Genomic DNA, 24,448 nt, shown 5'->3' with positions numbered 1-24,448 from the left:
ACTGTTCGTGTGGCAGGGGGCGACGGGCGGAGCCGGTTCTCGCAGTGGCCAGGCTCCGCCCGCAGGACGGGAGTTCACCTTCCAGATAGATGCCCCCTCCGGGGCGGACTCCGATCCGTCCGGTGGGGGAGCCCAGAGCGGGGCGGTGACGCGTCCGGGAGCGGATTCCACCTTCCTGGTTTCCGAGGCGATGCTGGAAACACCCCTGGACGGATGGACGCTCACGGCGCGGAACTTGGTGCAGGTTCTGGACAACACCCTGGGTGAACCGCACCACGCACGTTGGGTCACAGGTTGCCTCAACGACGCGGTCCGGCGCCTGACGAGGATCCCCCGGTACATGGTTGCGGGTATCGACCTGTGGCTGCGGTACACACGGCGAGACGGGGTTGCCGCGTTGGACACGGCCAGCCGGCCGCTGGGCAATGGCCACTTCGGCGAGTTCCTTGTCGACAACTATGTGAGCAGCACCGGTGAACCGCCCAACCCCACCCAGGTAGAGCATCTGCAGAAGACGGCGCAGTCCCTTTACACCTTCCTCGACGAACACCCGGAAGCGCTCCGGATGCTGGAGTCGCGGGCGTCGACGGAGGGGGCCGACGAGTCCCTCCACACGCCAGCTTCCCGTGAGAACTCTTCGCTGTCCGAGGGGAGCGGGCAGCCCCCGTCCGCCGGTTACCAGGAGAGCCTTGGCGGTTCCGGGGACGACGAGGCGATGGCCGAGGCAGGGCAGGACGACGCGTCCGGCTTCGCGCCGCAGCAGGTCCAGGCACCTGAGGCCGGCGGTTCCGGGATCGGGGACCGGGAGTTCTCTCCGGGACCCGCGATCCGGGTGCCTCTGGACGTGGACGGGCGGATCGTCGTGCCGGAATCGTGGGAGGAGGGCGCCCGGGCGCTGGTACGGATGGCCGAGGGGGACCAGCCGGGAAACGAAGAGGCGGTGATGCTCGCTGCCTGGCTCGACCAGGTGGAGGGCGACCGGGGCTCGGGGAGCGTCCGCATTCTGCGCTGGTGGTGGGAGGCGCTGCAGCGGCAGGGTGCCTCGTTGTTCTCCCCGCCCCGGGCGTTGTACGAGGACTTCGTGACACGGAGGCCGATCGGTAAGGGCCACCTCGACCGTCTCCACCTGTTCATGGAGGACCGGGGACGCCCGGTGCGTTTCAGCACCACGGGCCCGGCCACGGCTGCGGAGAACGCGCCGTCGGCCACCGTGCGGCAAGGGCCGGGCGCGCGCGGCGGCCAGGCCGTCGGCGCGCCGGTGCCGGAGCGGACGCCTTCGCTCTCCGAGTGGTCCCGGTCCTCCCTGTACGAGTCCGGGAGCGATCAGGAAGCGCCCGTCGAACCCGCACACGACGACGAGATCCTCATCGACTTCGACCTCGACCACGACGACGAGGTCATGCACGAGCCTCGGAGCGGCGCCCGGGAACAGGAGAGCCACACAGCCACCGAAACGTTGACGGACCTCACGGAGGAGACACACGCACCGCCCCTCCCCGGGAACGGCAACGGGAACGGGAACGAGGCTGCGCCGTCCGAGGTGCCGATGGACCTTGTGGAGGAGGCGTACGGGTCCCTTTCCCGTGGCAACTGGGACGAGACGCCGCAGGCCGACATCCGCCAGGCGCTCGTCAATTCGGGACACCAGGTCGAGCAGGCGTACCTGTGGCTCGACAGCGAGACCGCGGAGCGGTCCGGGCCGGGCAGCGTCTTCGGACTGGACAGGCCGCTGACCGCGTTCCCCACCGGGCAGACGGCGCCCACACAGGGCGTGCAGCTGCCGGTGTTCTTCGCCGGCTCGTCCGAGGTGCCGACCACGGGTATCGTGCCCGCCCTGGTCACGTTCCCCGCCGGTACCCGCTTCGAGGTGCTGGACTACACCACGGAGGACGGAAGCAGCCAACTGGCGCTGTTCGAGTCGACCTTGCTGTCGAGCGCGGTGGGAGAGACGGGCGTCACCGTCCGTACGTTCCCCGCGGCCGACCAGGGTGGCGGACAGCCGGGGCCCCGGAACACCTCCCAGGACGGCGGCCCGAGCTGGCTTCCGGGCCGGATCGCCGAACTCCGGCGGGTGGGGCGTGACGATCTGGCCGACGCGATCACCGCGTTCCTCGACGGCGGTGAGCCGGCCGCTGTGACCAGGATGAGCAAGGCCGAGGCCGCGTTGGCGTGGGTGGACTACGCGTTGCACATGGGCGCGGATCCGCTGGCGGCGGCGCACGACGACGCGTTGCGACAGCATTTCCTCCAGGTACTCACCGGGCAACCTCACCCCGACAGCCCTCTTGAGCTGGACTACCGGACTCTCCGGACCGGCTTCGCGCAGGAGTTCCTCGACCATGTCAGGAGCGGGACGCCGACCACGGGCACGCCCCATCAGGCGATGAGCCCGGACGTTCCGTCGCCCTCTCCGCAGTCCGGCGAGGAGAGCGGCCCGCCGGAGGACGGAACCGCGGGGCCGCACACCTCGGAGACGGAGGATGGGGGCGGAACCGACTCGCATCCGCTCAGCGGGATGAGCGATGACGGTGTCATCGCCATGGCGCGCGAGTACCTGGGGTACGCACACCGGCCTCTGTCGGACGCGATGCAGCAGCAGTACCGGGAACTGATGGACCGGCTCGATGTGATCGCGAGCCGGACCGACGGGTTCGGCCTGGGCTTCGTCGAGACCGGCTTCGAGGCGGCGGACCTGAAGAAGGAACTGGCGGCGCTGCTGAGGGCGCAGCCGCAGCGGCAGGCTCCGACGGCGCCGGCGCCCCAGCCCGGCCAGGTGCCCGAAAGCCGCTCCGCCCAGGAGCCGGTCACGACGCCGCAGGACGACGCCGGTACGCAGGGCGACGTCATGGAGGTCGACGATGTCGCTGGCAGCCCCCAGCAGTCCGGCTCCGGCACCGGGCGGGACATCGGTGACGGGACATTGCTCGATCTCTACGTGGAAGCGTCCGGGATCCTGAACTGGCCGTTCCGCCGGTTGCCCGAGCACCCGCTGGATCGGGCGCGGCGTGAAGAGGCGCAGGAGAGGGTGGTGCGGGCCCTCGATGAACCCGGTCTGCCGCCCGCGACCAGGCGGAACAAGGCACAAGAGGTGGCGAAGGAGGCGGTCCGGAAGGAGCGGGCCAGGGAACTGGCGGAGGAGGTGTCCGCGCGGCTCGGGTTCCCCCTCGACCATGGCCAGAAGGAGCAGTTCGTCGCGACCGGACGGACGGTGTTGAAGGCCGCGCAGTTGATGAGCCTCCCTCCGGGCCACGGGGCGGTCGTCGAGTCGTGGCTCAAGCCAGGCCTGAGCGGCGGCGCTCGCCCGGTCGACTCCGGGACTGAAGCCTCCGCGACGGACGCCTCGACCTCCGGTTCGGCGCAGCCCTCGTCGCTCCAGGCAGCCCCCGGCCCCCGGGCCCCGGCTCCCTCCCGGACGGCACCGGCCCTCCACGAGGCCCCCGCCGAACTCGTCCACGACACTCCCGCGGACCCCGTCAAGGAGGCGAAGTCCCTGTTGCGCCGCTGGGAGAAGCGGCCCAGGAACACTCCCGTCCCGAACCCGGAGGACGGCTGGCATCTCGTCGCCGGGCTGGAACGGCTGACGCGCGACGAGGCGACGGGCCGGGAGGTCCGCGACTCGGCGGAGCAGCAGCGGAACTTGCTGCTGGAGGAGCTTCTGCCGCACACGGAGGAGGGGGCCGAGGATGTTCGGAACTCGGCGTTTCTACCGGTTTCGAGGACGGCGCGGGCGTGGAGGAACACCGTTGTGGCCCTCGGCACCCTGCTGCGGGACGGGGAGACTTTCCGGGCGCCGGCGGCGGCACGGTACCTCCGCAAGGAGCTGTGGCGTCCGGAATCCGGTGCGCCGCTCCAGGAGCGCGCCGACCTGACGCAGCACCTCAACGAGGCGCTCCGTGAGGCGGCGACCGCCCCCGCCACGGACACCGCGCAGCCGGCGGCAGACGACCCCGCCGGTGCTGACAGCGACTCCACCACGTCCGGTGGCGCCGACGAGAGTCTTCGCGGCGCCGATGAAACCGGCGGCGGTGCGGTGTCGCCGGTTTCATCGCAGAACGGGGCTGGCGGAGGGACGCAGCAGTACGACAGCAGCGGTGAGAGCGTCGACGGGGCGCAGGACGGCGACACATCGTCGTCCGAGGCATCCGAGGCATCCGACGGCGATGGCGACGAGACCGCTGTTCACGACGGACAGCAGGAGTCCGTCCAGGGCTGGGACGAGGCATCCGTCAACGTCCGCGACGACGCGCCCGTCCACGACGCGAACGGCGCCGCGAACGCCGAGAACCCTCCGCTGACCGGCGAGAACGCCGCCGCGACCGACGGCCGGCCCGGCACCGGCCACAGCGCCGCCCCGACCGGCGACCTGGAAGCCGTCGCGCTCGTCCACGCCGCGTCCCAGCTCCAGAGGGCGGCCCGCATCGCCCTGCTGGAGCTGGTGTGGGCGGAGCGGGCCGACCGTTCCGTTACGGAGGAACTGCTGCGCCGCGCCGAGCAGTTGAGGGAGCGGGATCCCCAGGGCCACGCCAAGACCGTGGTGGCCCTCGCGCAGTTGGCGAAGGACTGGGACCTGCGCGGGGACGCACTGTCCGCCGCCTTCGCCTACGCCGCGAACTGGCAGCGGCTACCGGGTGAGGAGACACGCGAACTGGCCGAGGCGTGGGGCCTGGAGACCGCGGACGTGCTCAAGCTGGCGAACCAGATGAGCATCACCGTGGAAGACCTGTCCGTGCTCGCGCCGCCGGAGGAGTGGCGGGTGGCGGAGAACGACGTCACCGAACGGCCCGCCCAGCCCGCCACGGTGCTGCGCCGATGGCTGGCGGCCGCGGACTTCAGCCCTTCGGACCTCGCCTGGTTCACCGGCCGTGTCCGCGGTCTCGATTTCGCCGCCCTCCAGTCCTTCCGCAACCACCTGGAGGTCCGGGGGACGACTCTCCTCGCGCTGCGGGACGCCGGGGCCGGCACGGTCGGCGAACACGTCACCGAGTGGCTGGCTGAACGGAGGCAACAGGCCACCACCGCCCCCCAGGAGCTGGAACAGGCGGTGCGGGACGATCTCCGCCGTGACACCGTGGTGGCCGCTGCCCGGGAACTGGACGTCGACGCCCTGTCTCTCGCCCGGGTGATGTCTCAGGACATCGCCGAGCTGCACGGCAACCGCCTCACCGGCCCGGTCACGGGGAGCGCTTGGCGGCCAGGACCGCTCTGGGTCAAGTTCCTGAAAGCAAACCTGAAGACCCTCGGTCTGAGCAGGGACGCGGACTGGCAGGCGTTCGCCGAGGTGAGTGCGCAGCTCGTGCCCGTGACCCGGAAGGAGTGGGGCGCCCCGGCGGAGGGGAACCTCCCGCCCGAGGAACGCGGCACGAAGCAGTACCTGCGGGCCACACCCTTCCTGCGGGCCCTCGGCACACCGTCGATCCTGGCACTGGCCGGTATGTCTCCCGAGACCGTCAGGTACCGCATCGAGTACTACAACGCCCTCTTCGAGGAGTTGGAGCGGGCCCGGCCCGCGCTGCTGACCTACGCCCCGGCACTCGCCCACCTCGGCGGCTGGCTCAACGCCAAGGCTCCGGAGGGCGGGTACACCGGGAAGGGCGTGCGGGAAGCGGTCGAGACGTGGCTGACCCTGGAGATCGCCCGGCCCCTTCTCGCCGACGCGGACGCGGCCCGTGAGAGTACAGAGACACAGGTCCCGGCGCTGAACCCCACCGCCGAATCGTCGGCCGCCCGCGCGAATCTGCTGCGGCCCTCCTACGACGAAGCCGGTACGACACCCCTCATCAGCTCCGGCTCGCAGGGGGGCGTCTCCGCACCCTCGGCGTCCGGGCACCTGACCGGGGACACCGCGGAGGCGCGGAGCTCGCGTGTGGCCGAGTTGCTGACGGCCTACGGCGACCTGCTCGACGACTTCACGGAGCAGGACATCCTGCGGCTGGACGACCTGCACGGGGAACTCGACGGGCAACCGCTGCCGGATCTGGTGCGGCTGGTCCAGGAGACCGGCGAGGTGCCGACGCGCACCGCGTTCCTGGAGTCGGCGCGGGCCCTGGGGCTCTCCGGCAACCCGGTGGATCTCTACCACGTGCTTCGGCGGTTCCCCCTGCGGTTGGACGTGCTCCACGTCCTCGCCCCGCCGTCCGAGCTGACCGACGTGTTCCGGCCGCTGGCCGGGCAGGACGACCGACCGCACCGGGAGAGGGTGCGGCAGGTCGCCAACCGTCTCGCCGTTCTGGCCGGGTCCGGCATCCGGCGGGAAGACGTCTTCGGTGTGCACTGGTCCGACGTGCCGCGGAGCGAGCTGGACGAAGGCGCCGCCGTCGCGCACTTCCGTACCGTCTTCGGCCTCCCGGAGAGCGAGAACATCGAGCCGCTGCTGCGCAGGGCGGCGGCACTCGTCGGCGCCGACGAGCCGGCGAGCCGCGCCTGGCTGTACCGCGTCATGTCCGACCCCGCGCTGACGGGCTTCGGCGGTGCGGCGAGCCGTGTCTGGAAGGCCCCGTTCCTGTCCCCTGTGCATCTGCTCGAACTCATGACGCACCACAGGGGCCGCAACACGTACCGGAAGCTGGGCAGTCTGCCCATCCTCGACCTGCTGGAGGCACTGGAGACCCTGAGCAACAACTATCAGGGCCGGGACGGAAACCTCATCCTCGTACACGAGCGGTTCCCGGTGATGACCGGCGGCCTCGAGGCCGTGGAAGCGCTGCGGTACTGGGTGGCGGACCGGGACGGCGCTTCTGTCCACGATCCGATCGGTGACGACGGCGGAGAATTCACCGATTCCGGAGACGAGGCCGATTCCCTCATCTCCGACGGCGACGGCGACGACCTCCAGGCCCTGCTCAACCAATACGTCTACCCGGGCCGGCAGACCGGCGGAGACGAAGAGCCCGGTGGCCCGGTGGCCCGGCTCTATGACAACACCACCGATGAGGAGAGAATCGATTCCGATTCCGATTCCGATTCCGATTCAGTCTTCTCCCATGAGGCGTCCGGGCAGCAGGCCCGGACCGCCGGGCTGGATGGGCCCGCCCTCCGGCCGGGCCGCGAGGCCGCCGGGAACGAAGAACGGCTGACCGGCCCGGAGACCGAGGACGAGTGGTTCCGCGACGACTCCGACGCCGAGGAAACCGACACGGATGACGAGTCCCTCGGCGGCTTGCCGGGTGAGGGCCACGGCGCGCCGTACCTTCCGGCGTCCGGTCACGCGTTCCCGGACGGTGCGTTGGGCACTTCCGACACCGAACCCGACGCGACCGATTCCGACGGGTCCTCCGTTTTCGATGACTCCGATGACGATTTCGGCGCGCTGTACCAGGAAGAGGACGCCGATACCCTGCCTGACGCCTCCGATTCGGAAGACGACGACGCCTTCAGCTTCAGCGCGTCGGATTCCTCCCCCGTGCCGCCGTGGACGGCCGGCGAAGTGAACGCGGACGAGGACGGCAGCCACGGCGGTCCGAGCGACATCGAGGACGCGGAGTATCACGCGCAGAGGTTCTTCGGCGGGAACTCCGAGGAACCGGAGAATTCCGGTGATGAGGAAGCCGCCTGGTCGGATTCCGATACGGAGTCGCGCGGTATCGGGGACGCGGAGGCTTATGCGGAGGGATTCCTGGACGACGGCCCGGTGGAGCCCGTTCACGAGGACGCCCTGCCGGATTCCGACACCGAACCGCGCTCTCCCACCGCCCCCACGGTCTCCGACGACATCTTCAAGCTACTGACCAACGCGAGCGGCTCCGGAACCGGCGATGCCACGGCTCCCGGCTCCCGGCCGTCCCCCGACAAGGGGAAGGAGCCGGTCTCCGCGAAGGCCACGAGCGCCGACGACGCGGAGAGTTCCGGCGGTGCGGGCGACGACCACGCGGCCGTCCCGGAGGACATGCGGTGGGCACTGGGCCTGCTGCCGCTCCACACCTACATCTCCGAGACCGGCGGGACGGAGAACCCGCAGGGCCCGGCGGTGCGGCAGGTGGCCGCGGAGATCGCCGCGATGCGTGGCGAGTTCGCCTCGAATGAGGAGGCCGCGAAGGAGGCCAGGAAGAAGCTGCGGGAGCGGGGGATCGATGTCCCCGAATCCGGCCTGCGGGCCGGTTCCTCGTCCTACCCGGGCGGCCGGCTGAGCCCCGGCCCGAACGGTCCGAGCACCTCGGGTGGAGCCATGTCCTCCCCTGCAGCCACGCCGATCCAGGGCCTGGGAGGCGCACTCACCCCGACCGAGGAGTTCGGCGGCGGCTACTTCGACGATCACCTCCGGAGCGACAGCGAGGACGACTCCTTCTCGGACGACGACTTCGGGGCGCAGGGCGACTTCGGGGTGCGTGGCAACTCCGGACGCCACGACGCCGTGTGGGACGACGTTTTCGGGCTGTCCGCCCACCGCGCGCGTGACCACCAGGACGAGGAGTCGTGGTACGAGGATGATCCGTCGGACGACGGGTACGCCCCGTACGGCTCCGAGGCGCTGGACGGCGCACCGCACGACGGCACTCCGCAACCGCGGGACGAGGACGTCCTCCTCCACGACAGCGACGTCCAGAGGCTGGCGGGACGCTGGGAGCTGAGCGTCCCGGAGATGGCCGGGCTGGTGCGGCAGCTCGGCGTGCGGCCGGAGCATCTGGAGGACCTCGACCCGCAGGGCCTGTTGCCCGCCCGCACGCCGGACACGACGGTGGAGACGCTCGCCGCCGCCGTGCGGAGCAACCTGGCACAGGCCGGTTTCGAGCCGCGGGATCTGGCTCTCCTCGTGAGCCAGAACCAGTACTTCGACGTCGCCCGCCTCGCCGCGTTCCGGGACCATCTGGCCTCCCGGGGCACGTCCGTGGCGGCTCTGCGCGGTGCCGGAGCCGCGGAGGTCGGCCGGCAGCTCGGCATCTGGCGGATGGTCCGCGAAGCTCCCCTGACGGAAGAACTTCCGCAGGATGACGCATCGGTGGACTCCGGCCCGCCCTCCTCGCAGGAGGAGCGGGATGTCCGGGGAACCTCGGAGGGCGGCGAGCGGGAGCCGGCCACCCCGCAGGAGGTGGGGGGCCCGGCTTCGGAGCAGGCCGACTGGCTGGACTGGGCCCGGGAAGAAGTGCTCACCCGGCCGCCCGAGGACCCCGGAACCGAGAACACCGGTGACGCCGCCGAGAGCGTCCCGCTCACGGAGGCCGGTACCGGCGCGCCCCCGATCCCCTACGACGAGCTCTTCGAACTGCCCGAGTACAGCCCCCCTGGGACATGGGAGGGCGCCGTCCCCCGGCCCGTTCCGGACCGGGACGCGTCCGCGCTGGCCGAGGAACACGGGGAGCTCCTCGCGGGCTTCACGCCGGAGCAGGTCCGGCGGCTGGGCACGCTGCGCGAAATGCTGAACGTCCCCATGGAGGACCTCGTAGCCCTGGTTCGGGAAACGGGCGAGGTGCCGGTCCCGGAGACCCTACGGGCATCCCTGGACACACTCGGGCTCAACGATTCCCCGCACTTCCTCCACCGGGTGCTCAGGCGCGCGGGCATGCGGCTGGACACGCTCCACTCGCTCGCGCACCCGGAGGAGTTGCGGGAGCTGTTCAGCCTGGGTGCCGGGGAACTGACCGAGGGATACGAAGAGGCGGCGGTCCAGCGGGTCGCCGACGAGCTCACGGCACTGGGCGAGATTCCCTTCCAGCAAGGTGAACTGCCGGGCACCCACTGGTCCGTCCAGCCCGGTCTGCTGAATGACGAACAAGCGGCCCTCGCGCACTTCCGCGGCGTGTTCGGCCTCCCGGACACCGCGGAGAACGCCCGCATCCTCAGGGACCTCGCCGCCCTGGCCGGCGCCCGCAACGTGCAGGACCGCGCCTGGCTGTACCGGGCCTTGTCCGATCCGGCGTTCACGGGCCCGCAAGGTGGCGCCGACCAGGAGTGGGGCGGTGTGTGGCTGTCACCGCTGCACGTGATCCTGCTGATGAGCAGGCACTCGTTCGGCGAGCTGCGGAACATGCCCTTCGCACACTTCCTGGCCACGGTCGACAGCACCGCGGCCGCCCGCGGAGGCGCGGTCCAGCACGAGGTCCACGTCGCCCCGGGCGGTGACGGAGTAATGGCGGCCCTGGAGGACCAGGTCGCCTTCCAGGCGGGCCGGCGCGAGCACATCGGGGGCAACCGCGACGTCACGCAGTACGCACGCCTCGCCGCCCGCGGCGTCACCCTCGCCGCCATGGCCGACTACGTCCACGCCGTCGGCGGGTCCGACGACCTGATGCACGCGCTCTACGAGTACAGCGCGGTCAGGGGATGGCCCATGGTGGACGACGTCCGCGCGCTGGGCGAGGAGCTGGACGTCGACCCGGAGTCGTCCCTCAACCTGCTGTACGTCGCCGACGCCATCGGCCTGGCCCCGGAGCGGCGGAACCTGCTCCTCCCGCTCCGGCGCGACCTGCTGGACCGGGTGTACCAGGGCGTGGACATCCTCGACTGGAGGGAGCAGCGCTTCGATGAGCTGCTGGAGCGCAACGGCGTCGTCGCCCCCCGCCGCCCCGCGGCCGGCGAACCCGAGGCCGACCACGTGATCTCGCTGCTCACCACGCTCCACGCCTGGGGCGCCGGAATCGAGGAACTCCCTGGTCTCGTCGCGTACCTGCTCCGGGACCCGCAGGTGGCCGACCTGATCCCCGGAGGGTATGACGACGCGACGCCCGCACAGCGCCGTGAGCTGTGGGAGTACGCCGCCGGGCACCGCGACGACCTGAGGCCGCACGTCTCGGCATGGCGCGCGGACGCGCTGGGGCTGGACCGGAAGCGGTTCCGCGAGCTGAACGACCAGGACCGCCATCCGTGGTTCGACGCCCAGGGCCTGGTGGGGCTCGCCCGCGACCTCGGCCTGACGGCCGGTCAGGCATCGCACCTGGTGGACCTCGCCGAGCAACTCGGCGCCGTACCGTACGCGTTGCGTGCGCCGGGCCTGACGGGCGACGCGGCGGCGCACCTGGTGGCCATGGCGCAGCAGTGGGGCGCGGTGCCGGACGCGTACGCGCTGGACGAGATCGCCACGCAGCACGACATCCCGCTTCAGGAACTGGTGACGGAACCGGGCAGGCGCACGAAGGTGGCCTGGTCGTACCTGCGCCGGCCGGTGTCGATCAGGGAGGGCGAAGCGGCCCAGCGCGCGCGGTCGGCCGAGGACGCCGTGCAGCGGACGCTGTTCCTGGAGGGCACGCAGGCCGCACGTGAGCTGGCGGAACGGCTGAACCGGGAGGAGCGGGAGCGGGAGTTCGACGCGCTGCCGCAGGAGCTGCGGGTGGCGCTTACGGCGGGACGGCAGCGCGAGGCGTTCCTGGCAGGCCGTCCGGTCGAGTTCCGGGGCGAGGCGTACCGGGCGCTGTCGGAGGAGGCGAAGGCCCTCACGTCCGGGTTCGAACCGGCGACGCTGGTGTCGAAGATTCCGGCGCAGCCGCAAGGGCTGCCCGGGGGCATGCCGAAACAGCGTCCCGAACGGCGGAACGCAGGCAGGGACGCGGCGGACCCGATCGGTCCGAGGCGTGGCGGGCAGTCCTCGTCGCGGGCTGGTGGCGGGCCGGTTGACCTGGAGCTGTTCGCCGAGGTGGCATCGCGCTTGTGGCACCGGACCGGGGGGCAACAAGGGGGGCAACAAGCGGAGTGGCACGCTCATGCGACCACTGCCTTCCTGGCCGTGTTCGACGGGAACATTCCGCCGATGTCGCCCGGGTTGTACGGGGAGTTCACGAGGCATCTGGAGGGGCTCGGGCCTGATGTCCTTCAGGGGCTGAGGCCGGAGGACCTGCCCGGGGCGACGGACGAAGACGCGGTGGACCGCATCCGTTCGGTCGCCAACGACATCTACCAGCAGTACATGCTCGCCGCGGAAGCGGTGAACACCGGCAACGACGGGACGGTGGCGGGCCCCTCACAGGCTTCGCTCCCGGAGCAGGCACCGTCCGCGACGTCCCAGGCCGGACCCTCGCAGCCGACCGCTGTCAGCGAAGGGCGGCGCGGCGGGGACAGCGGCAACGGCCCGGCGGTGGCGTGGGAACTCACCGCCACGAACCTTCGCGACGTCGTGCGCGGGGCGATCGACGTCCGGCACCCGGAGGGTCTGGAACTGCTGAACCTGCTCCACACGACCCTGGCGATGTCCACGCCGCATACCCGCCGCATGTTCCTGTGGGTGGATGAGGCATTCCTTCACCAGCATCTGCGGGGCACGCAGATGAACCTGGGACCGCTGACGATGCTGTCGCAGGAAGAGCTGCCCCGGCCGGAAGGGAAGAGCGTTCAGCTCATCGTCGACGGGGCAGGCGGATACCCGCTGCCGAAGCGGACGGACCTCCCGTCGTTCTCGGCGGAATTCCCCGAAGGCGCGGTGCTGTTGCCGTCCTCTCCCGACTTCCTGGTCATTCCGATGGGAATGACGGACGAGGGCTATCCGAAGCTGTACCTGTGGCCCGCCGGAGGGGGCGGCGACACTCCGGACACGCACTCCTTCCCGCACCGGCAGGACTTCGGGCCCTCCGGCGAGGGAACGGGCTTCCCGCAGGTCGGGGCGTCGGGGCAGCTCATGGGAGGTCAGGGCGGGGCCGGATCCGCCGGACCAGGTGCCGTTCCCCGGAACCGGCGGATGCCGTTCAGCACGGACGACTTCCAGAAGTTCCTGGCGGAGGCGGAGTCCTCGTTGCGGGACGGGCCGTCCTCGCCCCGGAACGGGCCGCTCTCCTCCCCGGGCGGGCCGGTGCGGCGGGCTGCCGCGGGGCCCGCCACCGGAGGGGAACCGCCCCACGCGGCGGCTTCCGACGGCACCGGCAACACCACCGGCGAGGCACAGCCGACGCAGGCCACGCCCACCGGGCCGACCGGCCCCCCGCCCCTGCCCGGCGCCTCGCCCGTCTCCGGCTTTCCGCTGGACCCCGCACTCGACCCCCGGCCCACGCCGGAGGAGTGGGCCGCCGGGGACCTGAGCCGGTCGCGCGGGGCGCTGCGGTTGCTGCGCTCGCACCTCATGACGTGGCAGCAGTCGCGTCAGTGGCCGAGCGCGCGGACGCCACTGACGCTGCTCGGCAGCGGGCCGGAGCAGCCGTACCACCTGCGCAAGCAGTGGCTGGACAGGTTCCTCGACGAGCACGGGTGGCAGATCGGCAGGATGGGGGAGCCCGACCACGCGACAGCGGTGGCCCGCTTCATGGAGGAGACGGTGTGGTCGTGGACCAAGAGCCTCACCGATCAGGCCGAGGGGGCCGCGGCCACCGGCTCCGCGCCGCCGCTCCAGCAGGACACCGCGGAGATCGCGGACGCCCGCGCCGCGGTGTCCGACCTGATACGCGAGCTGCGCCACGGAGGCTCCTGGAACACCGGGACCCTGCGCCGGCTGACCGGACCGTGGCCCGGCCTGGAGCAGACGCTGCTGCCCGGCGCGGACGACGCCTCCGGCCGCACGGATGCGTTCCGGACGCACGCCGAACGCAAGGTGCGGCAGTACCTGCGGCTGGCCTGGGAGCCCGAATCCGGCTCCGGCCGGTTCGTACCGGTGGCGACCATGGTCAAGATGCTGCTGCTGGGCGGTCTGCCGATCTCCGGGGGCCTCGGGCCGATGGCGTACTTCGACGCCGAGGTGTTCGAGCGTCACCACGGTCTGTTCGACGGGGACGACGAGCTGATGAAGGCCATCGAGGTCAGCGAGGCACGTGACCGTGTCCGTGAGTACCTCGCCGGGGACCTGACGGTGGAGGAGGCGTTCGGCGCCCTGGTGGATGCGGCGAGCCGGCTCACCGATCCCGACGAGCTGACGGACGGCACGGTCCAGAAGCTGTTCGGCGAGATCCTCCCGCTCCTCCAGGCCGAGGACTCGGTCCCCTACCTGGCGGGTGAGGGACGTACGGGGGAGACGACACATCCGCAGGGCCCGCTCTTCGCCTTCCGCACCGAGAGGGGCACCCATCAGACGCTGGCCCGGATGAGCGGCTCCCCGTCAGGGCTCCGGTACGAGGGCGCGTACCACGACCGGCTGGTCCGCCTCGCCGAGCTGTTCGCGACGCCCGAGCGCCTCGCCGCGGAGCACACCCGGACCCTGACCCGGCTGCGGAACGAGATCTACTGGCGCGACGGATGGCTGCTCGCCGACGACCCGCTGCACGACCTCAGCCGGCCGAACCATCACCTCGCGGAGATGGACCACGACTACTTCGACATGCTCCGGGCACAGCACCGCGACGTGTTCAAGGAGAGCGGCGAGGTCTGGGACCTCCTGCACCAGGTCGCGGGCGAGACCCCGCCCGTCCCGGCGAAGGGCGCCACCCCGCCCGTCCCGGCGAAGGGCGCCACCCCGCTCGTCCAGCAGGTCACCGAAGCGGCCCGCGAGCTGTTCGCGGTGTACACGCTGGCCGACGGGAAGCCCCTGCCCGGCTTCACGCAGGGGCTCGCCGACCGCACCCTGCCCGCGATGGTCACCGCCGCCGTCACCGCCGCCGGTCTGAAGCGGCTGGAGCCGTACACCGGCACGGTGCGGCAGCGCACGGCCTCCACCGGCCTTCCGTACACCGTCGGGCACGAGATCGACCTCGGCTTCACCGTCGGTACGCCGGGCGACACGCCGACCAGTGAGGGCAACGTCGAGATCGTCTACAAGACACTGACGTCCGTCACGACCACACCGCTCTTCCCGAAGGACCCGAAGAATCCGGAGGCCCCGCCGGCCCCGGTGATCTTCCCGCCCGGCACCCGGGGCGTCGTCACCGCCGTCGAGAGCGCACCGGAACTGAGCACGAAGGATGGCCCCGGCTACCGCGTGCAGGTCGTCGAGATGGGGCCGCAGATCGGGCGGACGATCCAGGTGCGCCCGCCGACCGTGGAGTTCGGGCGCTGGATCAACTCGCTCGGCCCGGTGCTGATCCAGGCATTCGAGGTCCGGCGCCACCGGCTCGGTGACGGAACGGTACTGGCCCGGCTGGTCACGGCCGTCCACCTGCGTCCCCAGGAGGGGGTGAAGCACGAGGAGATAGCCGCGATCAAGGAGGCGGCCGTCAAGGTCGTACGTGAGTACCACAACCTGGGACACCGCTTCTCCAACGGCGACCTTGTGCAGTTCGAGGTGGAGTTCACCGACGATCCGGACAACTGCCATCACGACGTCGATCTGCTGCCGGGGCATGGCCGAGCGAATGCCTCCAAGTGGTACGTCACGACACTCGTGCTCGTCCTGCTCCACGAGGTGAGCCACCTTTTCGGAGGAGTGGACTGGTACCGGGAGCGCGCTCCGCGCCCCTTGGACGAAGACGGTTCCGTGATGGCCGTGCAGTACGTCGACAAGCGGGGCCTTCTCCCCCTCGACTCCGATCTGCGGGTGTCAGTCACCTCCGAGGTTCCCAACCAGCGGTGGCTGCCCCACGACCTGGCGATGCTCCTGTCCTCCATCGAGCGGGCACTGCTCGCCGCCGGGGAAGGAAGCTCCACGCAGGGCTGGACGGACTCCCTGAAGGACGCTGTGACGGCCGAGGGGAGGGTGTCGATGGACCAACTGCTGCTCTCTACGGAGAAGGGAAACAACCAGGTGTGGGCCGCGACACCGGAGGTATCGAACCCGCTGCCCTCGGTGGACGACCGGGTCACCGTCCCTCTGGAGGTGCGACGCAAGGCCCTGTGGGGCGACCCCGGCACCGGACGGCCGGGCCGGATGGCACCCCGTAACCACTCGACGCTCCGTGAAACTCCGCAGCGAGTCATCGGTCCGATGCTGCCCAACCAGACGTACCTGGCGAGGTTCCCGAGCAGGCCGACGCCCGGCGGGGACGGCATCCGCCACCGGGACATGGCCGGTGACCTCGCGGTTCCTCCGGTTGCACCGGACCAGCCGGTAATGATGTTCCCCGACAACATGACCGAGGACGAGGTCGTCCAAGCGGCCCGCCACGCCTTCCTCGACTGGCGTGAGCGGGGCGGCACCCTGGACACGGCCACCGGCCGGACCGAGTTCGACGGCGTCCACCAGGGCCTGCGCATCCGTGGCGAGATCGACGCCACCGGCACCATCCTCGACTTCGTCCCGCACGAGGAGCAGATCCACCCCGAGACCGGCGCGCTGCTCCAGGCCCCTCTGTTCCGTAACGAACTTCCGGTCCTCACCGCCGGTGCTCCTCCGCGGGTCACTCAGGAGACGGTACGAGTGACGCTCTACGGCAACCTGGGCGACCGTGTCGGCGGCTTTCACAGCTTGAAGTCGCAGAATCAGGAGAACTGGGGCATCAAGTACCACGTGGTCCCGGATTCGACCCTGCCGAACGGGGTCCGGTCGGCAGAGGTGAAGTTGCTGAACGTCACGGTGTCACCGCTCGCGAAGGACAAGGCCGACAGTGACTGGTCTCCCGCCCTCGACAGCGACGCTCTCGGCCGCCACCTGATCTTCCCGGAGGGCTGGGACGGGGACGCCCTGTGGGACGCCATCAACGGCGCCCATGACGAGGCCCTGAGGAGTGGCCGCATCATCTGGCCCGGCGCGGGCGACCACGGTCAGCTCCGGGCCGGCTACCTCTGGACCGGTGAACACGAGGGCGTCCGGATCCACGGATACGTTCTGGAAGGACGGCATGTGTGCGCCTTCCCCGCCAAGGTGCAGCCCAGGCCCGCGTGGCGCCACTGGAAGGTGGAGGAGCTTCTCGCGGTGGCCGGCGGAGACGAGTGGAACGTCTCCATGCCCAGCGGCGGGAAGAAGCTCTACGAGGTGTCGTATTTCGTCCTCACCGACGGTGACCTGGGCCTGCGCCTGGTGCGGAAGGTCAAGGCACCGTCACCCCTGTCGCCCGATGAGGCGGAGGACCTTGAGTCGCTCCGGCAGGAAATCCAGGGATTCATCGATGAGACGTACAACTCCCTCAAGCGCTTCGACGGCGATCCCCTGGTCCGCTTCGACCTGGAATTCCGGCAGCCGGAGCCCGGCGATCCGAGCGTGACGTCGGCCGACATGTTCTTCCGGAACATCGAGGAATCCGAGGACCGGGAACTGGCGGAGATGTGGCTGGGGCTCAAGCCCACCGAAAGTGACCTCGGTGACCTTCTCTCCGGGATGCTTCAAGCCATGCCGCTGCCCGAGCCCGGGCAGTGGCTCCCCGAGGAGGCCAACCCGGTCGTCACGGAACTGCTGGAGGCCCGCACCCCGCTCGGCTTCCTCCGGGACCAGGGGGCGCAGCACCTGCTCCGCGCCTATGACGCGAAGCGCACGGCGCCCCACGCCACTGTGCGGGGCACCGTCGAGGAACTGCTCGCCCGGGTCCGGCCGGGCTTCTCGGACCAGGCATGGGAGCGGGAGCAAACGCCGCACCGCCCGCTGGAGATGACGGAGGAGCAACTGCGCCTGCTCGCCTTCCGCACGGCCCGGCAGAGCCTGGCCGGCGACGAGAGCAGGACCCGCCACACCGGACCACTGCCGGGCCACCCCGACCTGGAGTTGCACGTCAAAACCGACTCAGGCGGCATCGTCCGTGATTACTGGCTGAGCCAGGTAGCGGAGAGTCGCGGTCCCGGGGCGCCCACCGGCCCCACCGGACCGTCGCAGGACACACCCGGCGGAGACCGCGCGGGCGACGGGACGTTCCCGGACGACGACGAGGACGTGGACTTCGCGGACTTCGTGAACGGCGATCGTGACGGCATCCCCTCCACCACCGCCCGGAGGCTCGACGGCGGGGAGGCGGCCACCGACCACACCGGGCCGCCCACCGTGCTCAGCGCCGAGGAGGAGGTCTACACCGCCCTGTCCGGCGGCCACCCGCTGACGGAGCCCGAAGGCGACGGGGGCGCACCGTCCCCGGGGCCGGGCGGGGCAGCGCCCGACGACGAGACGGTGGTGTGGCTGCTGGACAATCCCGAAGCCCGCTCCCGGATACGGCAACTGGCCGCGGCCAGGGACCCCCAGGCCCTCGAACTGTGCCGGAGCGTCACCGAGGTGCTCGCCGCGTCCGCGGCGTGGCAGCCGCACCAGGAACCGGCGTTCTCATGGATGGACGGGAACACCGCGGCACACCACACCATCGGCTCTGAGGTTCTCCTGGAGCCGTTGACGGTGTTGACGCGTCGGCCGTCGCCTTCGCGGACGGCGGGCGACGTCGAACTGCACCTCGTCGGTGCGGGCGGTTGGCGGGCCGCGCGCGCGTGGGAGCAGTTCCCCGAAGGGTCGGTGCTGGTCCCCTTCCCGTCCCTCTTCCAGGTCGTCCGCCAGGAGCAGGTGGCGGGCCACCTGCGGTTGTACCTGGAGCCCGCCGGGCCCGGGAGCGACAGTCCGGCGGCGGGAGGGTACCAGGACGCCCTGGACTCCGGTCTGCCTGACGCCGGTGTGGAGGATGTGGGTGCCGAAGCGGGGCCGGGCGGTGGGGCGCAACAGCCCGGCGGACCGGTGCGGGGGAACGGGGCCGGGGCCACCGGCGTCGATGACATGTCCCGGGTGCTGGGGCTGGAGCGGGAGCGGTTCGAGGAGCTGAGCGACACGGAGCGGCACCCGTGGTTCGACGGACCGAGGCTCGCCGCCCTCGCCGCGGACCTGGAGCTGCCGGCCGGGGCGACCGCACGGTTGGTGCGCCTGGCCGAGCAGCTGCAAGAGGTGCCGGACGGGCTGCGTGACATGGGGATGACGGGCCTGACCGCGGAGCGGCTCATCGCTCTCGCGGAGAAGTTGGGCGGCGTTCCGTCGGGGCTCCCCGCCGTCCTGGAGCGGCACGGTGACGTTTTTACCGCTGAGCAGTTGTTGTCCCCCGGTGGGGAGTGGTCTGCCGGGCTGGCGTCGCGGTACCTGCGGTGGCCGATGCCGCCGGTGGAGGCGGATCACGCCGAGTCGGTACGGCGCCGGAAGGTCCGGGAGGCCGCGCAGGAAGCGGTGGAGAAGGAACTGTTCCTCGGGGGGCCGGACGAGGCACGCCGCCTGGTGGCGGAGCTGTCCCGGCAGGAGCGGAAGACCGAGTTCGACGGGCTCCCGGAGGAGCTGCGGAACCAGCTGTCGCAGAAGCAGCGGGAGCAGTACCTGGAAGGACGCCGAGTGCAGTTGATGCCCCATCAGGCATCGGTACTGACACGGGAGCAGATGGAGTCGCTGACGACGGGACTGCCGCGCGCCATCGGGGCGCGGCTCCGCGCCGAGGACGAGCGAGGTGGCCTGCCTGGAGGTGCCCCGGTGCGCCGTGGTCAGCCACGTGCGGGTGGTGGGCAGGAGCCGTCCACATCTCGGCAGGGGGCGCTTGCGGAGCGTGCCGGGGGGCAGGGCGAGGCGATGAGGCGGTTGGAGGGGGGGTGGGATGTTCTGGTGGAGTCCGGTGAGGGCGCGCGCGAGGAGCTGGTGCGGAGGTTGTTGACGGAGCTGGAGCCTTCTGCCGGTAAGGGGTTGTCGGGGAGTTCGTTGCCGGGCGGTGGGGTTGGCGCGTCGGGCTGGGCTGTTTGGTTGGGGAAGGTGGTGGCTTTTGTCGCGTCGATGGAGGTGCATGCGGGGACTGGTGGTGTGCCGTCGTTGGGCGTGCCGTTCGCGCGGCGGTTCCGTCGGGATTTGTGGTTGGAGGGTGTGGGGGTTTATGTGCCGGAGGAGATGCGGGTTGACCTGACCCGGCGTTTGAACAAGCTGTTGAAAAAGGCGGCGCGGCAGCCGCAGCAGACCGCGAAGCACATGGAGCCGGTGATGGCGGAGCGGCACGGTTGGGACGGATTGTCCGCCTGTGCCAAGGAATGGCTGGCGACCTACCCGGACAGTGAAAAGCGCAAAGCATGGCTGACGTTTCTGCGGTGGGAGGCATACCTCGACGGGGAGGGCCTGAACATCTGGGAGCAAAGCAGCGTACCCAGCGGTTTCGATGAATACATCACGTCTCTTCGGATCCGGGGTGAGGGAGTTCCCTCTGTCGCGTCGCGGAAAGCGGCTCATAAATATGCGAAGTCACTGGTCGATTTCCTGATGGGGAGGTCCGAGCGGAGGGAGGTGAACCAGCCGGAGGGGGCGACGGAAGAGCGGCGGAGTGACGATACCCTGCCCGATCTCCTGCGGAATTGGGCGCGGAATAATTATCCGAACCGTGGAACACGCGAGAAGGTGGAGCTGGCGTTCAAACGCTGGGTTGCTCATCTCGCGCGGAGCGAACAGACCGTCCAGTCCGTGGTGGACCACTGCCGCCGGTACCAGGTTCCTTATGAGTACAAGGGTTTTGATCGGTACCTCGCCGGGATAGAGGGGGGAGGGGGCAGGTTCCTTTCGGACAAGGTGCGCACAATTACCCGCGCATATGTGCGTTCTTTTCTTGCGGGCCAGGTGGGGGGATCGGCGCCGAGGCGTGCCGGCGGAAGGCGTGCCACAGCGCAGCTACCGCCGGAGATACATCATTCGGCGGGAGAGGCGCCTAGGAGCGTGACCCTCGGGCCGGCGACGGTATCGGGGCAGGAGGTACCTGGACCGGCCACGTCCCTCGGGCCGGTGCGAGCCTCCTGGGCGGCCATGGTCTCGCGGTATGAGGGAGATGAACTGCCGAGCCGCGCGGAGGCGTGGCTGAAGGAGAGGTATCCCGGCCCCGAGATGCGCGTGCAGGCGGAGTTGGCGCTCGCCCGGTGGGGGGAGTATCTCGCCCTCCACGAGCGGAGCGTCCATGACGTGGTGGCCACGTACGATCCGCGGGAGCGCCATCAGAGCCCGGCGTTCCATCAGCACTTCGTGTCGTTCGGCGACCATCTCGCGTCTGTCCGGACGGAAGGGGAACCCCTCTCCGAGGAAGTGCGCACAGCCACTCCTGTCCATGTGCGTGAGCTGATCGCCTACCTGGCAAATTCCGGCCGGACGCGGACCGGTTCGCGCGAGCCGGCCCCCGCGAACGCGAGGGATGCCGCGGCCCCGGACCTCATGGCCCAGCACGAGCCGTACGACGACTCCGCGATGACCGTGCTCCAGGAGGACGTCGAGCCGCAGGACGTGGAATTCGGGGAGACGGACGGGTTCTCCTCGGCCGGTTCGCGGATCCGGGACGAGCACGGTGCGGAGCCCTTCGGTGCCGACGGCGCCGAAGAAACGCCGCCGGTCGCCGAGGAGCGGGGGCAGGCCATGTCCTTCGCCGGCGGGGACACGCAGTTGCCGCCGGAAGTGCGTCAGTTGGTGGCGGCCGGTGAGGGCCTGACGGTGACCCGGCTGCTGGCCGACCCCGTCCTCCGGATGCGGGCGCAGGTCCTGCTCCAGGCGGGGCATCCGGACGCCCTCGCGCTGCAGGGCGTGGTCACGGCGGCGGCCAGGGGTTTGCCGGAGTACCGGGGGACGGCGTTCCTGTGGATATTTCCGGTCGATATCGGTGGGCTCGAACTCGTGGCCGGTGAGGTGTTGTCGCTCAGTGCGTTGACGGTGCTGTCGCGGCAGCCGCTGCCGCCGCTTTCGGGGCAGACCATCGAGCTGTGCGTCGAGGGGGCGGGCGGGCGGCTGCTCCCGGACGACTGGCCCGAGTACCACCAGCAGTTCCCCGGGGGAGCGTTGTCGCTGCCCGAGGCGGTCACGTTCAAGATCGCCCAGGTGGATCTGGTGCCGGACGGCGGGAGGCGGGTGTGGCTGCTGCCGGAGCGGGCCGGGATCGAGGGGCCGCTCACGCAGGAGTTCTCTCAGGAGTTCCCGCAGTTCACGGACGTCATGGACTTCGCGTATGACGGCCCTCTCCCGCAGCAATTCGATTCCGGCAGGCTTTGGGATGGTGACCCCGATACCCTTGAGGCTTTTCTCATGGACGTGGACGTTCATGGTGAGCCGGAGTCTCCATTGCCGAGGAGGGAGGCCACTCCTGCTTCTGTCGCGGACAGTGTGCAGCATTACCTTTTCGTCGCGGATCTGCTTGGTTGGCCGGCCGGTATGCGGAATGAGGGTGAGGAGCAGCTTCCGGACGGTGAAATGCTGCATCGTACGGAGTTGTTCAACGAGGCGTTGCAGCAGGTGAATCAGGCGTATGGCGCCGGGGGGCCTGAAGCTGCCGCGGACCGGGCGCGGCAAGTGTCGGTGCAGGCGCATGAGGCGGGGGCGACCTGGATCGGCTCTGACCGTGAGCGGGCCGACCGGTCCCGCAGCCAGACGCCGGCACCCGGCTCCGTCCGACGGGAAGCGGCGGCAGGTGGTCTCAGCAGGCTCACCGAGAGGCCTCCAGGGAGCCGGCCGAGGAGTGCGCAGCCCGCACGGGCCACCCGCACATCCGGACAGGCGTGGCGGAGGAACGCGGCGTCCATGACACGGACCTTCCAGCTGGACGTGCCGGAGTCGCGTGACACCCGGCCCCCCGCCCCGGTGGAGCAGAGCTTCTCGACCTTTTCCCGTACCTCTGCCCCGGTGCCGCAGGTCCCCAGGACGCAGCCCGACGCGTGGCCCGTCACCGGCCATGACATGGTCCTCGCCCTCGAAGTCCTCGGAAAGGAGAACCTCGCCAGAGCGGTTACCGGATGCTTCAACGATCCGGTGACCGGGCCGGTCTGGCGCAAGATGCAGGGGATCAAGCTCTGGCTCGACTACCTCGCGCGAAGGGATATGGATCCGCTGGAAGGCTTCTATGCCCCAGAGGAGGACGACGAGTTCGCCCGGGTCCTCGGCGGCTACCAGCGTGAAAGCGGTGTCTATGCCGTGAAGCCGGGCCGGCTCAAGGCCGGAGCGGCGGCCCTCTACGTCTACCTCGCCGAACACCCGGAGCTGCTCCGCAGCACGGAGACGCTGATGGCGACGGCAGCGCAACCGCACGGTATGGGGGCGGACGACGTGCTGAGCGAGGTGCCGACCGAAGCGGTCAGGGGCGCTCTCCACGGCCTGTCCCCGGAGGCGTCCGGGGGGCTGATGCCGACGGACACCCTCCTCACAGCCCTGACTGCGTCTCATCCGCATGCGGCACAGGCCCATCTGTGGCTGGACGACGCGGCGGCCGCCCAGTACGGCGTGGGGAGCAGCGTCGTGTGGGACGGAGCGTTCACGGCACACCGGGAGCTGCCCCCGCACGGCCACGGGACGCACCTGTGGCTCTACGCCGGCTCGTCGGATTCCTCGGGGAACTCCGCTGTGGTGACGATCCCCGCCGGTACCCGGTTCGAGGTGCTGACGGAGCAGACCGAAGCGGACGGGACCAGGCGACTGGTGCTCGTCGCGGAGGACCTGCTGGGTGAACCGGACGCTGACCTGCTGGGTGAACCGGATGGTGACCTGCTGGCCGGTGCCGGGGGCCGGCAGCTCACCCCGGACAGCGTTCCGGACGGTCTGCTCCAGGCCTACTCCGAGGCGTCGGACCTGCTGGGCTGGCCACCGCAATGGGGTGGCGACGACGAGTCCCTGCGGCGCTGGCAGCTGGCAGGCGACGCGGTGGACACCGTCAGCGCCCTCCTGCTCTCCGATGGCCGGGACGCCGCGCTGGCGGCGGCCCGAGCGCTGTCGCAGTGGGCCCGGAACGCCGGGGAGACCTGGATCGACGACGCACCTCAGCCGCCGCCCGTCACGCACAACGACCCCTTCGCCTTGCTCGGCGAGCCGTCCGTCGCCGCCTCGTACGCCGCAGGCCCGGCAGGTGCCACCGCCCTGTACCTCGCGGACACCGGGCGCCCGGAGGCGCGCATCGAAGCGCCGCTCCGTTACGGATGGATGGCGGGGCGGCAGCTGCTCCATGACCTGCAGCCCCCGCACAGACTGGGGAACCCGGCCGCCCGCGCGGTGTACGACTGGCTGGCTGCTTACCGCGACGGCGAGAGGCGGGAGGAGCAGGCCCAGAGCCTGTTGTTCTGGTGGCGCCACGTCTGCACGCGGGGCACGGGAGACAGCGATGAGCTGCTCTCCCCCTCGGCCGAGGCATTCGCGTCCTTCCGGCCCAAGGTGACGGAGGAGGCGCAGCGCGGCGTACGAGGGGAGCAGCGTGCGCAGCGGTGGACCTTGGCGGTGCGGAGCTTCTACAGGAGTCTCGGGCGCGCCGGCGAGTCCTCGTTGTTCGCCGCATCGCTGCTGGACGGCCATGCCGCAGCGGGGGAAGACGCCCACCAGGAGATCACCATCGGGACCCGCGCCACTCCCACCGGCGAGTTGGCCACCCGGCTCGGTAAGCTCCGGAAATCGGACGCCCGCCTTGCGGAAGTGGTCGAGGAGTATCTCCTCGGGTCGAAGCAGCTGCCCGAGGCCAGCGGGACCGGGCGGATCCTGCTGCCCGTAGGCAGGCGGACCGGGCGGACCCTGCTGCCCGGGGTCCGGTTGAACCTGGCGGACGGGCTGTTCACCTGGATCGCCTACGCACGGCGGGCAGGATTGGACCCGCTGTCGGCCGTACACAGCCCTGAGACGGACCGCGGCTTCGACCTGCATCTCCAGGAACCGACGTCGTCGGCCACCGCCGGGCCGCTGGCGGGGAGTCAGCAGAGCCGCAAGCGCTCCGGCGCGCAGGTTTTCTACCACTACCTGGCGCGGTATCCGGAGCTGCTCAGGGCGGCCGCGCACGGCTCTGAACCGATGGAGCCCGACCCCGGAGAGCCGGGGGAGTAG

Annotated in this window: 1 protein-coding gene (cut by a window edge); it reads left to right on the top strand. The window is 70.7% G+C overall.

The genetic code is table 11. From position 1 onward, the window contains the following. A protein-coding gene (locus ACGH2B_RS03605; RefSeq protein ID WP_399083945.1) for an EndoU domain-containing protein crosses the window boundary here: on the top strand, positions 1-24,448 show its 3' portion. 22,661 nt of this gene lie to the left of the window's left edge; only the last 24,448 of its 47,109 coding nucleotides appear in the window; its start codon lies off the left edge, out of view; the stop codon is at positions 24,446-24,448.

The organism is Streptomyces sp. BBFR2, assembly GCF_044497305.1.
Classification (GTDB): domain Bacteria; phylum Actinomycetota; class Actinomycetes; order Streptomycetales; family Streptomycetaceae; genus Streptomyces.
The sequence above is the reverse complement of the archived record's forward strand: the minus strand, read 5'-3'. Positions and strand labels throughout refer to the sequence as shown.